The following is a 13,763-nucleotide window of genomic DNA, read 5'->3' on the forward strand; positions in this document are numbered from 1 at the left end:
GGTTCGGTCTCCAGCGGCCGGTTCCTGAGACCGGTCATTGGTGACGGACACCCCACGGCAACGCGTACCGATCTGGATACGACACTGGCGCCTCACCGCTGGGCGTCCGCGACGGACAAGTCTAGAGTCGACGCCAACTCCCGGCGGCCTCAACGCCCGCCGCGTGCGAACGCGGCCACGGCACGGGAGCGCTCGAGAGCCTCCGGCAGGGCCGCGAGGAGAATGTCGACATCGTCCTCGGTGGAGGTCCAGCCCAGTGACAGCCGCAGGGATCCGCGGGCTTCGTCGTCGCTGATCCCCATCGCCGTGAGCACGTGGCTCGGGCGGGTGACGCCTGCATGGCATGCGGACCCGGCGGAGGCGTCCACGCCGCGCTCATCCAGCAGGAACAGCAGCGACTCGCTGTCCGTGCCGGGGAAGAGCGTGTGCACGATATGGCCTGCGAGCACGGAATCGTCCGCGACGGTGGCTCGCGAGGTCGGGTCGACGCGGGCGATGCCGGCGCGCAGACGTTCCGCCAATCCGCGCAGCCGCGCCATGTTTTGCTGCCACGTGGCCAGAGTCTCGTGGAGGGCGGCAGCGAAGGCTGCAGTGTGGGCTGCGTCGAGCGTTCCCGAGCGCAGTCCCCGCTGCTGCCCGCCTCCGGTCGTGCCTGCCACCAATTCGATCTCCGGTTTGACCACGAGGGCGCCGATTCCGACGGGGCCACCGATCTTGTGAGCCGTCAGCGACATCAGATCGACGTCATCCCGCGACGGCAACGGTGCATGCCCGATCGCCTGCACGGCATCGGTGTGGACGAGGGCCCCACGGGCACGGGCGGCCGTGCTCAGGGTGCGCAGGTCCTGCACGACACCGGTCTCGTTGTTCACCAGCGCCGTGGACACCAGGCACACGTCTCCCGGAGCCAGCGCCTGTTCGATACCGTCGGCGGTGAGGATTCCACGGTCATCAACGGGCATCTCCCGCGCTGCGATACGAGAATCGATCAGCGGGGCGGTGTCTCGCACGGCTGGGTGATCTGTGGCGGTCACAGCCACGGCGCAGCGCTGAGGAGTCTTTTGCAGGGCCCGTCGTGCAACGCCGCGCAGAGCGAGGTTGTCAGCTTCGGTGCCGCCGGAGGTCAGCACGATCCAGGTGCGCGGCACCCCAAGGTCCTCCGCGATCTGTGCGAGCGCTTCATCGAGCACCGCGCGAGCACGTCGGCCCGCGGTATGCACTGACCCTGGATTCCCCACAACGGCGGATGCCTCAAGAAACGCCTCGCGAGCAGCGGGTCGCAGCGCTGTCGTGGCGGCGTGGTCGAGGTAGGCGCGTGCGGTGCTCACCAGGGCTTCTCCGGATCCGCGCCGGAGCCGCCGCCGTCCTCGCCGTCGCCACCCTGCGCATCCTTGTTGCGCTCCTCGAGCTCATCCTCCTTGGGGTCCGTTCCGTCGTCACCGCCGTCGGTCGGAGCCTCCTCCTCAGGCCCCTTGCCCTCGGGGTCGTTGCGTTTGGGCTCGCCCGGGTCGCGCGGCGCCTGGCCCTCACCCTCCTCGGTGGGACGATCGGACGGGTCGTTACCCGCCTCCTCGTCGGCCTTGCGGCGCTCCTCCTTGATCCGCTCACCGTTGCCCTTGGTGGTCTCGGAGTCCTCGTTACCGTTGCCGCCCTCGGATTCCTGATCTCCCTCGCCGCCACCTCCGCCAGCGCACGGAGCCATCAGCTGCTCCGCTTCGAATAGCCGGTCGGCACGCTGGGCAGGATCCTCGATCTCCTGGGCCTGCCGTTCGATGGAGATCGCCAGATTGTTGATGATCTTGCACTGGGCGTGCATCGGCTGGTTGAGGTCCTTGCCCTCAGACCATTTCTGCAAGGAGACGCGCAGCTCAGCCTCGGCTTCCGCGTGACGGCCCTCCTGCAGAAGATCCGTGCCACGAGTCAGATGCGGAAGGTATGGCTCGAACCAGTTGACCACGCTCACCGGGCCGAGCCGCTCGGCAGCCGCCGGATAATCACCGTCATCGTAGGCGTCGTCATGCCAGGCCTGCGTGATCGGCATCGAGACGAAACGGACGATCAGCAGCGCAAGGATCAGCAGCGGCACGGCAAGGACCGCGAAACAGATAGCCCGCACGCGGCGCAGACGCCGCACATTCAGACCGAAGTTCTGGGGGCGGCCCTTACGCGGGCGCGCCAGCTGGGCGCGATCCCCATCCCCGTGCGGGGCGCGTTCAACGGGAGCCTGTGGGGCTGGCGGCGGGGCAGTCGTGGTCATCGCGCGGCTCCTGTGATGTCGTAGCGGTCCAGTCGGCGCGGCAGCCGATACGTCAGCTCCCCCAGTTCCCAAATGAACAGCGCCGCCAGCGGTATCGATGCGACCCAGTACCAATCCTCGAACGCAGTCGCCCGATTCCCCTTCTCCAGCGGGATGGGCTTCAGCGTCACGCCCTCCATCGTGCCCTCGATCGGCTCGTCAGGATCGGTGCGGTGCAGGTACGGGACGCCCAGATCCTGCGCGATCTTTTCGAGCTGCTGCTCATCGATCACGGAGACACCCTGCTTCCCGTTGCCGTCCGTGATGTATTTCCCGTCGTTCTCACCGCCGCGCGCCTTCATAGGGCCGCCACTCTCGGTCCCGTAGCCGAGCACCCCCCCGGCATCGACGAACGGCTTCGCCTCGCCGAACGGCGACGCATCGCGCCCGTCGGTGTTCTCCCCATCGGAGAGAACGTAAACGAGGATCTGCGAGTCAGGGTCATCACGCTTCGTCTCCGCAAGCGACGTCTTCAGCGTCTGCAGCGGACGATCGACGTTGGAGCCCTTCGAGTAGGCGGTGGGCTCCGTGCTCAGGGTGTCGACCCAGGCCTTCGCAGCGCCCGCGTCGGTGGTGAGCGGCAACTGCTCAGCCGCCGTCGAATCGAAAGCGATGATCGAGTAGCGAGACCCCTCGGTCATGTCCATGATCCGCTGCATATCGGCCTTCACGCCTTCCAGCCGAGTCTGCTCACCGTTGTAGTCCTCCGCATTCATCGACCCGGTGCGGTCGACGACGAAGAACACGTTCGCGTTCATCCGCTGGACCTGCTCACCCTCCAGTGGCGTCACCGGCCGGATCGCCACCACAGCCATCAGGAGGACCATCAGACAGCGGCGCAGCCACGCAACACGCTGGCGTGGCCGCACCACCAGCAGCGCAGCACAGAATCCCAGCAGGAGAAGGAACAGCGGGATCGATGCCCACAGGGGCAGGAGCGGTTCGAGCCTCATCGCGACCTCCAGCCCAGGACGAGCACCCCCACCAGGGTCAGGAATGTCAGCACGAAGAACGGTCCGGGATGGTCAGTGCGCACCACGGTCGGGGTCGCCCCGAGCTGCTCGGCCTGTGATTTCTGGATCTGCTGGATGATCGACGGGATCGCGTCCGGGTCGGAGGACTGGTAAATGCTCCCGTCGATGCGTTCCGTCTCCGTCTTCAGCTCGTCGAAGCACTCCTCGGAGCACTCGAACCGACCGGGGAAGAAGGTGTAGAGCGAGATGTCACGCTCAGCGATCCTGTCGGCCGCCTCCTTGAGGGAGAACACCGGTTCGCCGTTCACCTCGTTGTCCGTTGCGAAGATGATCGACCGGGAGCGGTCCTTCTCCGCCTGGTCGAAGAGCATTCCGCAGGAGGCGAGGCCATCGGGCACGATCGATGCCTCATCCGGGATGCCCCTGGTCCCTTCGACGAAGGTGGTGTACTTCGAGACCTTGTCGTCGGAGTAGTCCTTCGTGCCGAGCCGGTACCCGAATTCGTCGAAGTCGATCGCCTCCGCACCCTCACGAAGCTCCCGCTCGACCAGGTCGTAGTCGTTGGTCAGAGGGAACACAGTGCGGCTGGTGGAGTTGAAGATCGACAGCGCGATCCGCTCGCCCTCAAAATCCTTGACCATGTCGGCGAAGGTGTTGAGGATCTCCGTGTCGTATTCGTACATCGACCCGGACACGTCTAAGCACAGCACGATGTCACGGGAAGCGAACTGGGGCGTCTCGATCCGTTCCGTGGCCACGCGCCCGCTGAGCACCGAGGACGCGAGCACACCCAGCACCGCCATCGCCACGGTGAGCACGCGCAGCACCCGCGAGGCGCGCTGAGCGCGCACGAAGCTCGGCACCCGATCGAGGTAGGACGAGTTCGCCACCAGAACGGGCGAACGCCGCATCGCGCGCCGGTTCCAGAAGGTGATACCCCACGTCACAAGGGCGGCGAGCAGAAGCAAGCCGGTGACCCACCAGAACGTCATGACCATGTGCGGATCACCTCCCGGGCTCGCTGCACGGAGTCCTCCAGCGCGCGGTCCGACGACAGGGCGAAGTCGGGTTCGTACAGGTCTGCGATCAACCGTCCCACCTCGCGGGTACGGGGGTCGGCCACGAGGGTGCGCACGTCCTGGCTCGTCACATCATGACCGGTGGTGCGGCGCACAAAACGCCGCATGACCCCGGTCAGCTCATGGTGGCCCTCACGGGCAGCCAGATCACCGGCGTCATGCCGGTCAGCGATGTCGTTCACCGCGCGCAGGAACTCGGCTTTCAGCGCTTCGACCTCACTGGGCCGGCCCCGGTAGGCGGCACGCTTCTCGATCATGCGGGTGATCCGCAGCACCGCGGTCACTAGTGCGATGATCACCAGCAGGCACAGCGCAGCCAGGATCAACCAGGCCACCGAGTACTGCGGCGGATCGATGATCTGGGGCTGCGCAGTGATCTGGGGCTGCGCAGTGATCTGGGGCTGCGCAGTGATCTGGGCCAGGGAGATACCCCCACCCGGCCCGACGGTCAGCTCAGGATGCAGCATGACGGTACTCCCGGGCACGCAGCATGCCGATCATGTCGTCGATGACGGTGGTCTCCCCCTGGGTGAGCACATGGGTGATGTGCAAGCGATCCAGCATCTCTGAGATGCCATCACGACGGGCCCGACGGTACGCCTCGACATCCCGCGCGACGCGTCGTGATGTGCGCGCGAGCGAATCGATATCGCGCGGGTTCTGGACATCGACCACGTCGTGGTCCAAAGAATCAGTCTGCAGCGGGTCGGCGTCACCGATCCGCACCACCATGACGTCATGGCGGGTCGTCAAGCGGCGCAGTGCCGTGAACTCCTCCACGGTGGGGTGCGCCTCATCGGTGATGATCGTCATCAGCGTCGGGCGCGAGGTAACGCGGAAGGCGCGCTCGAGCAGCCACGACGTATTCGTTGCATGCCCCTGCGGGGTCGTGGCCTGCTGAATGGTGCGCAGCAACAGCTCGAGGTGGCCGTCCGAGGAGCGCGAGGGCAGCAGCACCGGGCGCTGTTCACCACCGGCCACCAGGCCCACCAGATCACCGTTCTGCTGGGCGAGGAAGCACACGAGCCCGGCAGCGATCACCATCGCGTCACGCTTGGACGTGCCGTCGGCCGCAATGGCGGACATCGCCGCGGAGGTGTCCGCCACGATCGACAGGTGCCGCACGCGCTCCTCATTGAACTGGCGGATCAGCGGCTCACCGGAACGGGCCGTGGCCTTCCAGTCGATGTCGGAGATCTTGTCGCCCGGCTGGTAGTACTTCAGGTCATCGAAGTCCTCACCGCTGCCCTTGAACAGCGACTTCCCACGCCCCTGAATCAGGCCTCGAGCCCGGTTCGAGGTATGCAGGTCCACCCGGGCCTTGACCCGGGTCAGCAGCGAGGTGGCCATCGGCGCTCCTCCGCTCAGGGCATCGGGACGGCGTGGAACACCGCGTCGATGATCTGCTCGGGTTTGATGCCGCTAGCCAGCGCGTCGAAGGTGAGCACAAGGCGGTGACGCAGCACGCCGTAGCGCATGGCGCGCACATCATCCGGTGTGACGTAGTCACGGCCATTCAGCAGGGCATGCGCCTGCCCCACACGCATGAGCGCCAGCGAGCCACGGGGGCTTGCACCCACGCGCACAGACTGCGGCAGGTTCGGCACCGGGCGCGGCCCGGAGCCGCGGGTGGTGAAGACGAGGTCGATGATGTACCGCTTGACCGCGGCGTCCACATACACCCGGTCCACCATCTGCTGCAGGAAGCGGATGTCGTCGAGCGTCACCGAGCCAGCCGGCTGCTTCGGTGCAGACAAGCTGCCGGAGGTCGAGCGATCCAGAATCTCGTGCTCCTCCGCCGGACGCGGGTACGTGAGCACGTCCTTCATCAGGAAGCGGTCCATCTGCGCCTCGGGGAGGACGTAGGTTCCCTCTTCCTCGATCGGGTTCTGGGTGGCGAGCACCATGAACGGCTCGGGCAGCTTGTGGATCTCGCCGCCGATCGAGGTCTGCCGTTCCTGCATGGCCTCGAGCATGGCCGACTGGGTCTTTGCGCTCGAGCGGTTGATCTCATCCAGGAGCACGACGTTCGCGTGGACGGGGCCGAGCTGGGTGGTGAAAGTTCCGGAACCGTAGTTGAAGATCTGCGTGCCGATGATGTCGTTCGGCATCAGGTCCGGGGTGCACTGGATACGGGAGAACGAACCGGTGATCGCCGAGGCCAGGGCACTGGCGGCCGTGGTCTTCGCCAGACCCGGAACGGACTCCAGCAGCACATGACCGCCCGCGGCGAGCGCGGCCAACAGAGTCTGGCGCAGATTCTCCTGGCCCACCACGCGCGAGGAGAAGACGTCGGTGATGGTGCGCACGATGTCCCCCGCACGCTCCATGTCCTGGCCACCGATCGCAGCATTCGACGGCGCGAACGAGCCGGAGCGGCGAACGCCCTGTGCGGGTGCCCCCGGGGTGCGCTGGCCAGGCTGCTGGGCGGGGCCCGAGTTCGGCACTGCCCCGCCATGCGGAGCGCGGCTTGGCGCCGACTGATGGCTTCCGGGCGCGCTAGGCGGGTTGGCTGACTGGCTCATCGGCTGCGGTTCCCCCATCAGGTGCAGGTGCGTCTGGTGGTGCGCTGTGGCGCATCGACGCCGGTCCACCCCGGAGTGGCCGCTGGCGAACCTCCCCCGTGGACGCGACCAGGCGCCTGGTTGATCCTAACGCCGACGGCGCTCGAGCGCTGACTCCCTGTGCAGTGCGCCGGACGAATCAGCCGCTGGCCAGGATACAGCGGCGATTCTGCGAGAATGCGCGAGTGCTTCCCGATCGATACGACCGCGCCACCCCGCCCGTCGCCCCCACGTCCCCGGGACTCGTCGTCGACGCCCAGGGCAATGGAACGTTCGCCGTGGCTGCTCCACGCGCCGGTGCCGTGGACCTGTGCGTGCGGCGGGGCGGAACGGAACAGCGGCAACGGCTGCGGCACTTTGACGGCGGTCTGCGCTGGGACGACGTCACCGGAATGCTGCCGGGCACCGAGTACGGGCTGCGCGTGCACGGAGAGTGGGATCCCGCGCGTGGACTGTTCGCCAATCCGGCGAAGCTTCTGCTGGACCCGTATGCACGCGGCGTCTCCCATTCCTCAGCGCTGATGAGCTCGTTCTTCCCGATGCAGGTGGATTCGATGCTGCACCAGGTCGGGCCGACGCCGCTGCGCTGCGATGTCGACAGCGGTCCCGAAGCGGTGTGGTCCGTGGTCACCCACAACCCTTTCGACTGGCAACAGGACCTGCGGCCGCTGGTCGACTGGGACGAGACCGTGCTGTACGAACTGCACGTGAAGGGGTACACGCGTCTGCACCCAGCCGTGCCGCCAGAGCATCGAGGCACCTACCTCGGGCTCACGCATCCTCGGGTGCTCGACCACCTGCGGGATCTTGGCGTGACGTCCGTGGAGCTGTTGCCGATCCACGCGATGATGGACGAGGCTCACCTGACCCGAATGGGTCTGACCAACTACTGGGGCTACTCCACGCTCAGTTTCTTCGCACCGAATCCTGCCTACGCCACCGCGGCCGCTCAGAACGCGGGAGCGCAGGCGGTGCTCGACGAGGTCAAGACGATGGTCCGTGCCCTGCACGCCGCGGGCCTCGAAGTGATCCTCGACGTGGTCTACAACCACACTGCGGAGGGCGGCGCCGATGGTCCGTCACTGAGTCTGCGTGGCCTGGACGCTCACGAGTACTACCGCATGCATCAGGGCGAGTTCCATGACGTCACCGGCACAGGCGGATCCCTCGACACCCGCTCGGTGCACGTGATCGACCTGATCCTCGCCTCACTGCGCTACTGGGTGCAGGACGTACACGTGGACGGTTTCCGCTTCGATCTGGCCGCCACCCTCGGGCGGGACGACCACGGGTTCCGACCGGATCATCCGCTGCTGCGCGCCATGATCACGGACCCGGTGCTGCGCGGGGTCAAGCTCATTGCTGAACCCTGGGATGTTGGTACGGGCGGTTGGCAGACGGGCTCTTTCCCGGCGCCGTTCGCGGAGTGGAACGACGCCTTCCGTGACGACGTGCGCTCCTTCTGGTTCGCCGACCGCGCCGAGCGACAGCGCAGCGGCACGCAGGCGATCGGCGGCGTGCGCGATCTCGCCACGCGCTTGGCGGCCTCCAGTGACGTGCTCACCCGGAACGACCCCGTCGGCCTTCCTGCGGGGCGAAGCCTGCGCTCACCGTGGGCGTCGATCAACTACGTCACGGCCCATGACGGCTTCACCCTGGCCGACCTGGCGACTTACGAGTCAAAGCGGAATCAGGCCAACGGCGAAGACAACCGCGACGGAACCTCAAATAATCGGTCCTGGAATCACGGCCATGAGGGAGAGGTGGACCCCAACAGCGCCGAGGGTCAGGCGATCCTGGCTCACCGTCGCCGTACCACCCGCGCTGTGCTCGCCACGCTGCTGCTCGCTTCAGGCACACCGATGCTCACCGCTGGCGATGAGTTCCATCGCAGTCAGCGGGGCAACAACAACGCTTACTGCCAGGACAACGAGATCTCGTGGGTGGACTGGGAGCATGATGAGCATGGCGTGGCGCTTGCCTCGGTGGTGCGCGCATTGACCACGCTGCGACGCGCCCATCCCCAGCTGCGCTCCCCGCACTTCCTGCGCCCGGCTGACCCGTCGGCTCTGGATCCCGGCCAGGTCGCGTGGTTCCGCCCCGACGGAGCCGTGATGGACCACGACGACTGGATGAACGCCTCCCAGCATGTGCTGGGCATGCTCCGCCCCGGCATTCCTGACGCCGACGGTTGCACGCACCTGTACGTGCTGCTGTCCGGCGAGGAGAACGACACCACCGTCCGCCTGCCCACAGCGCCCTGGCCGCACGGCATCACCCGCGTGCTGTTCGACAGCACCCTGGAGGTCCCATCCGCGGCCCCATCTGAGCCGCTCAGCAGCGATCAGCTGACGATGCCCGCGGGAAGCGTGATCGTCCTCGGGATTGAGGTGTCCAAGGACGTAGGCTGATGCTGCACGGCGCTTCCGGACGGGTCCGTCCCAAGGGCCGTGGCCCGGCTGAGAGACCTCACTCCGCTCCCGAGCAGGCAGGAGACACCATGCCCGAGCCGATCGTGTCCCATCACGGCGACGCCCGCTCCGACGTCGCCCGGATCGACCAAGGGGTCGGACGGATCCCGATCATGGATGTGCAGCCCGTCGTCGACGGCGGTCGATTCCCCACCTCCTGCGTCACCGGCGAAACAGTGCGCGTGCGAGCCAATGCTTTCCGCGAAGGGCATGACGCCATGGGCGTCCAGGTTCTGCTGACCGATCCCGACGGCGCCACCAGTACCCTGCGGATGCGCAGCAGCAACCCGGGGCTCGACCTCTGGGAGGCGCAGATCCGCCCGGATAGTCCCGGCCACTGGGCCTTCTCGATCGAGGCCTTCGATTCGCCGTACGACACGTGGACGCATGTGGCCGACGTGAAGATCCCGGCAGGCATCGATGTCGAACTGGTCGCCGCAGAGGGCGCGATCGTGCTGCAGCGTGCCCTGGATGAGATCGCCGCTGGCACACGACCGGAGCATGACAGACCGGTGCTGCGCGCCGCGATCGACGCCCTCCACGATGCGTCCCTCTCCCCCGCCGCGCGCACCGCCCCGGCGCTGGCCGCTGATATCCGTGGGATCCTCGACCGACGCCCGCTGCGCTCCGGTGTGACCGTCAGCGGACCGCACCCCCTGGTGGTGCATCGCGAACGCGCGCTGTACGGATCGTGGTACGAGTTCTTCCCCCGCTCGACCGGTGCGCGTTTCGACCCCGAGCATGGGGGCTGGGTCTCCGGCACCCTGCGCACCGCCGCCCAGGAGCTCGACCGTGTGGCCGAGATGGGCTTCGACGTCGCCTACCTCACGCCGATCCATCCGATCGGCTCCACCTTCCGCAAGGGCCGCAACAACACGCTGGAACCGCAGCCTGGCGATCCCGGCTCCCCGTACGCGATCGGGTCCGCCGACGGCGGGCATGACGTGATCCACCCCGATTTGGGCACGATGGCGGACTTCGATGCCTTCGTCGCTCGCGCCCGCGAGCTGGGGCTCGAGGTGGCGATGGACATCGCCCTGCAGTGCTCGCCGGATCATCCGTGGGTACGGGAGCATCCGGAGTGGTTCCACATCCGCCCCGACGGCACCATCGCCTATGCGGAGAACCCGCCGAAGAAGTACCAGGACATCTACCCGCTGAGCTTCGAGAACGATTATGAGGGCCTGTATGCGGCGATCCGCGACATGCTCGAGCTGTGGGTCGAGCATGGCGTGACCCTGTTCCGCGTCGACAACCCGCATACGAAACCGGTGCGGTTCTGGGAGGAGCTGCTGGCGGAGTTCGACCGCACGCACCCCGAGGTGATCTTCCTGGCGGAGGCCTTCACCCGCCCCACGATGATGCACACGCTGGGCAAGGTGGGCTTCCACCAGTCCTACACGTACTTCACATGGCGCCACAGCCCCGACGAGCTGCGGGAGTACATGGAGGAGCTGGTCGAGGCGGCGCCGTACATGCGCCCCAGCTTCTGGCCCACCACACACGACATCCTCACCCCCTTCATGACCAGTGGTGGCGAGCGAGCGTTCCGTCTGCGTGCGATCCTCGCCGCTACCCTCGTGCCGACCTGGGGTATCTACTCCGGGTACGAACTGGTGGAGGACGTGCCGCGGCCCGGTGCGCAGGAGCAGATCGACAACGAGAAGTACGAGTACAAGCCTCGCGACTTCGCCGGAGCACTCGACCAGGGCCGCAGCCTCCAGCCTCTGCTGACGGACCTGAACCGGATTCGCCGCGAGCATCCCGCGCTGCAGACCCTCACCACGATCCGCTTCCATGACGCCGACGACCCCCAGGTGCTCGTGTTCTCCAAGCACCTCGATGCCGCAAGCAGCCCCACAGGCGCGGCGGACACCGTGATCGTCGCGAGTGTGACCGAGCACGATCGCGACGCATGGACCACCCTGCACCTCGATCTGGGCGCGCTCGGCGTGTCCGGACCGTTCGAGGTGGAGGATCTGTTGAGCGGTGAGCGGTTCACCTGGGATGCGAATCCCTTCGTCATCCTCTCCGCGGCCGAGCGCCCGGCGCACGTGCTGCGGGTCATCCACCCAGAGGAGGCCCGAGATGCCTGAGATCCCCCCGACAGTCCCCGCTCCACGCTCCCCGCGGCCGATGCCTCTGAGCGACCATGAGATCGGTGCCGCCTCGACCGGCAGCTACCACGATCCCCACTCTGTGCTCGGCGTGCACCACTACGACGACGGGGTGACGGTCCGCGCGCTCGCGCCGATGGCGCACGCCGTCGAGGTGATCACCCCCGATGCCGCCGCAACGGCGATGGAGCATGAGCACAACGGCATCTGGGTGACCACGCTGCCGGTCGCGAATCTGGCGTCCTACCGCCTGCGCGTGACGTGGACTGAGGGCGCTGATCCTGTCGTTGTTGAGGACCCATACCGGTTCCTGCCCACACTGGGCGATCTGGATCTGCATCTGATCCGGGAGGGCCGCCACGAGGAGCTGTGGAACGCGCTGGGCGCGCACCTGCGCACCGTCGATGGCGTCGCGGGCGCATCGTTCGCTGTGTGGGCGCCCAATGCGCGTGCGGTGCAGGTGATCGGTGACGTCAACACCTGGAACGGCCGCTGCCATGCCATGCGTTCGCTGGGCTCCTCCGGGGTGTGGGAGCTGTTCATCCCCGGCGTCGCCGACGGCGACGTGTACAAGTTCCGCATCTTGGGCGCTGACGGCGTGTGGCGTGAGAAGGCGGACCCCATGGCGCGCCGCGCCGAGGTGCCGCCGGCCACCGGCTCGATCGTCACCGGCAGCGACTACGAGTGGGGCGATGACGCCTGGCTGGCTGAGCGCGCGGGCCGCGATGCACTCGCCTCTGCGATGTCGGTGTACGAAGTGCATCTGCCCAGCTGGCGACCCGGCCTGGGCTACCGGGAGCTCGCCACCGAGCTCGTCGAGTACGTGACGGATATGGGATTCACCCACGTGGAGTTCATGCCGCTGGCGGAGCACCCCTTCGGCGGATCCTGGGGCTACCAGGTGACCGGCTACTACGCTCCGACGTCGCGTCTGGGCACGCCCGATGAGCTGCGCGCCCTGATCGATGCGCTGCACCGCGCTGGCATCGGCGTGATCATGGACTGGGTGCCCGCCCACTTCCCCAAGGACGAATGGGCACTGGCCCGCTTCGACGGCACCCCCCTGTACGAGCATGCGGATCCGCGCCGGGGTGAGCACCCGGACTGGGGCACGTACATCTTCGACGTCGGCCGGCGCGAGGTGCGCAACTTCCTGGTGGCCAATGCCTGCTACTGGCTCGAAGAGTTTCACGTCGATGGGCTGCGCGTGGACGCGGTGGCCTCCATGCTCTACTTGGACTACTCGCGCAAGGATGGCGAGTGGCTTCCCAATGAGTTCGGCGGCCGCGAGAACCTGGATGCGATCAGTTTCCTGCAGGAGGCGAACGCCACCGCGTATAAACGGGCTCCCGGCATCGTCATGATTGCCGAGGAGTCGACGTCATTCCCCGGCGTGACGCGACCAACGGATGCCGACGGACTCGGGTTTGGCTTCAAGTGGAACATGGGCTGGATGCACGACACCCTCGAGTACATCGGCGAAGACCCGATCCACCGCCAGTACCACCACGGCGAGCTGACCTTCTCGATGGTCTACCAGTACTCGGAGAACTTCGTGCTGCCGATCAGCCACGACGAAGTCGTGCACGGCAAGGGGTCACTGCTACGCAAGGCGCCGGGCGATGACTGGCAGCAGGCAGCAACGCTGCGCGCCTACCTGGCCTTCCAGTGGACTCACCCGGGCAAGCAGCTGCTGTTCATGGGCAGCGAGTTCGCGCAGGGCACCGAATGGTCCGAGCAGGCTGGCCTGCCCTGGTGGCTGGTGGAGTACCCGCTGCATCGCGGGGCCCAGCAGCTGGTCAAGGACCTCAACGCCCTGCAGCGGTCGACGCCAGCGCTGTACGAACTAGATCAGGACCCGGCAGGTTTCGAGTGGCTGATCGGGGACGACGCCGAGCGCAACACGATTGCGTTCCTGCGGCGAGACCGGGCTGGGAACCCGGTGGCCGTGGTGGTGAACTTCTCCCCGCAGCCCTGGCACGACGTGCGGATCCCGCTGCCGCAGGGCGGCACGTGGGTCGAGCATCTCAACACCGATGCGACGGTCTATGGCGGCAGCGGCGTCGGGAATCTGGGGGCTGTACACGCGGAGGCACTGCCGTCCCACGGCCGTGATCATTCCGTGCGGCTCTCGGTGCCGCCGCTCGGTGCTGTGGTGCTGAGCCCCGAGGCGTGACCTGATCCGCTGATCCACCAAGAACGCGGCCCGGGCACCGATCGTGGTGCCCGGGCCGCGTCCTGTGGCGTGTCATCGCGGCCGGT

At 67.1% G+C, this 13,763-nt stretch carries 10 protein-coding genes; 3 read left to right on the forward strand and 7 right to left on the reverse strand.

The genetic code is table 11. The features are described 5' to 3' along the window. Positions 1–149 precede the first annotated feature (149 nt). Genes C8271_RS09110 through C8271_RS09140 form a run of 7 tightly spaced genes read right to left on the reverse strand, consistent with a single transcriptional unit; the run spans position 150 to position 6,796 of the window. Positions 150–1,328, reverse strand: coding sequence for a cysteine desulfurase family protein (locus C8271_RS09110; protein WP_245921069.1), 1,179 nt, complete (start codon positions 1,326–1,328; stop codon positions 150–152). Beyond that, entirely contained in the window at positions 1,325–2,257 is a 933-nt protein-coding gene (locus C8271_RS09115) for a hypothetical protein (protein ID WP_212591338.1), read from the reverse strand. Before C8271_RS09115 ends, C8271_RS09110 begins: the two co-directional genes overlap by 4 nt. Further along, positions 2,254–3,249 carry a vWA domain-containing protein gene (locus C8271_RS09120; RefSeq protein WP_106507017.1) on the reverse strand — a complete coding sequence of 332 codons (996 nt, stop codon included), beginning with the start codon at positions 3,247–3,249 and terminating at the stop codon, positions 2,254–2,256. The genes C8271_RS09115 and C8271_RS09120 overlap by 4 nt, the downstream gene beginning before the upstream one ends. After that, entirely contained in the window at positions 3,246–4,268 is a 1,023-nt protein-coding gene (locus C8271_RS09125; RefSeq protein WP_106507018.1) for a vWA domain-containing protein, read from the reverse strand. The genes C8271_RS09120 and C8271_RS09125 overlap by 4 nt, the downstream gene beginning before the upstream one ends. Then, entirely contained in the window at positions 4,259–4,816 is a 558-nt protein-coding gene (locus tag C8271_RS09130; protein ID WP_245921070.1) for a hypothetical protein, read from the reverse strand. The genes C8271_RS09125 and C8271_RS09130 overlap by 10 nt, the downstream gene beginning before the upstream one ends. After that, entirely contained in the window at positions 4,803–5,699 is an 897-nt protein-coding gene (locus C8271_RS09135) for a DUF58 domain-containing protein (protein ID WP_106507019.1), read from the reverse strand. Before C8271_RS09135 ends, C8271_RS09130 begins: the two co-directional genes overlap by 14 nt. Before the next feature lie 14 nt (positions 5,700–5,713). Then, positions 5,714–6,796 (reverse strand): AAA family ATPase, encoded by a 1,083-nt coding sequence (locus C8271_RS09140; protein WP_425428192.1) that lies wholly within the window; start codon positions 6,794–6,796, stop codon positions 5,714–5,716. Positions 6,797–7,098: 302 nt separating this feature from the next. Between C8271_RS09140 and glgX the strand changes: the two genes are divergently transcribed. From glgX to glgB, 3 genes are all read left to right on the forward strand, one after another. Then, positions 7,099–9,324, forward strand: coding sequence for a glycogen debranching protein GlgX (gene glgX / locus C8271_RS09145; RefSeq protein ID WP_106507020.1), 2,226 nt, complete (start codon positions 7,099–7,101; stop codon positions 9,322–9,324). 89 nt (positions 9,325–9,413) lie between these two features. Next, a complete protein-coding gene (locus tag C8271_RS09150) occupies positions 9,414–11,480 on the forward strand; it encodes an alpha-1,4-glucan--maltose-1-phosphate maltosyltransferase (RefSeq protein ID WP_106507021.1) in 2,067 nt (688 codons plus the stop codon). Further along, positions 11,473–13,677 carry a 1,4-alpha-glucan branching protein GlgB gene (glgB, locus tag C8271_RS09155; protein ID WP_170957845.1) on the forward strand — a complete coding sequence of 735 codons (2,205 nt, stop codon included), beginning with the start codon at positions 11,473–11,475 and terminating at the stop codon, positions 13,675–13,677. Before C8271_RS09150 ends, glgB begins: the two co-directional genes overlap by 8 nt. The last annotated feature ends 86 nt before the right edge of the window (positions 13,678–13,763 follow it).

This window comes from Brachybacterium timonense, from assembly GCF_900258505.1.
Taxonomy (GTDB): domain Bacteria; phylum Actinomycetota; class Actinomycetes; order Actinomycetales; family Dermabacteraceae; genus Brachybacterium; species Brachybacterium timonense.